Source organism: Allobosea sp. CER48 (genome assembly GCF_044752385.1).
Classification (GTDB): domain Bacteria; phylum Pseudomonadota; class Alphaproteobacteria; order Rhizobiales; family Beijerinckiaceae; genus Allobosea.
This window is the reverse complement of record NZ_JBIWYK010000650.1, coordinates 1-1,402: the sequence shown is the minus strand read 5'-3', so window position 1 is coordinate 1,402 and position 1,402 is coordinate 1. Positions and strand designations below refer to the sequence as shown.

The 1,402-nt window shown below is 67.0% G+C and carries 2 protein-coding genes; one reads left to right on the top strand and one right to left on the bottom strand.

Going from position 1 to position 1,402, the window contains the following annotated elements:
- Positions 1-1,029: COX15/CtaA family protein (locus ACIPIA_RS16295; RefSeq protein WP_400511018.1), on the bottom strand; the 1,029-nt coding region annotated here is incomplete at its 3' end.
- Positions 1,030-1,128: 99 nt separating this feature from the next.
- Between ACIPIA_RS16295 and ACIPIA_RS16290 the strand changes: the two genes are divergently transcribed.
- Complete coding sequence (locus ACIPIA_RS16290) at positions 1,129-1,338, top strand: DUF2842 domain-containing protein (protein WP_400511017.1); 210 nt, start codon at positions 1,129-1,131, stop codon at positions 1,336-1,338.
- The last annotated feature ends 64 nt before the right edge of the window (positions 1,339-1,402 follow it).

Here is a 1,402-nt window from a genome sequence, read left to right as displayed (position 1 = left end):
AGCCTGGTGCGCCAGCCCCGCCCAGAGCGGTACGACCAGAAGCAACGTGACGACGCCGAGGGCGGCCTGGGCCGTCATCAGCCCGGCGAGCGCCGTCGCGCGCTTTGCCGCGCTCGATTGCGGGCCGATCCGCCGCAGGCGAACCGCCTGCCAGAGCGCGAAGCCGAACAGGACATAGGCGCCGACGCGATGGTTGAACTGCACCAGCGCGACATTGTCGACGAAGTTCTCCCAGAATGGCGTCTGGGCGAAAAGCAGCGAACCTGACGGCACGAGCGCGCCATCCATCAGCGGCCAGGTATTGAAGGTGAAACCGGCCTTGGAGCCAGCGACCAGCCCGCCGAGAGCGATCTGGGCGAAGGTCAGCACCAACAGGATCCAGGCTGAGGCCTTGCTGCCGGCGGTCTCGGGCCGGCGCAGCGGCGTCAGCCAGGTCGCGAAGGCGACGACCGAGGCAAAGAACAGGCCTGCGAAGGTAAGATGCAGCGTGAGCTTGACCGGTGCGACCGCGACCATGCCGGGCTGCAGGCCCGACGCCACCATGATCCAGCCGATCGTGCCCTGGAGGCCGAGGAGCAGTCCCATGCCGAACAGGGTTACGATCTGGCGCGCCGGCAGCACGCGGCGCAGCGCCACGAGGAGGAAGCCGGCGAGGTAGACGAGCCCGATGAAGCGGCCGAGCTGGCGATGGCCCCATTCCCACCAGTAGATGAACTGGAACTCGCCCAGGCTCATGCCGCTGTTGAGGAGCTGGTATTGCGGGCTAGCCCGGTACTTGGCGAACTCCTCGGCCCAGGCCTCGGCAGAAATCGGCGGCAGGGCGCCGGTGATCGGCTTCCACTCCGTGATCGAAAGGCCCGATCCTGTCAGCCGCGTGGCGCCTCCCACCACCACCATCAGGAAGACGAGGCCCGCAACGGCCCAGAGCCAGCGGCGGATTCCGGCATGATTGGCCTTGGCGATATCGCCGGCAGTCTGGTCGAGCGCGAGGGTCACGGGTGCGGGGCTTTCGGTCGCAGAGACTTGCATGCGCTTCACAAGCGCCTTCGCCGGTGACATAGACCCGTCGCGACAACCCGACAACGCCCGCAATGCCGCAGCGAGCGAACACGCGCGGCGGAGATCCGAATGAAACAACGCAACCGCAAGCTGCTCGGGACAGTGGTGATCCTCATCTTCGTCTGCGTCTACGCGCTGGTCGCGATGGCGCTGGCGCAAGGGCGGATCACCGAGGCGCCGAAGCTGGTGCAGACGGTCGCCTATATCGCGCTGGGGCTCGCCTGGGTGCTGCCGCTCCTGCCGCTGATCAAGTGGATGGAGCGCAAGGACGAGGTTTGAGGCTGCGCTGTCAGGCGATATCGAGGCTGCGCCCTCGGTTCCTCAGCCAGAACGGCAAGCCCGA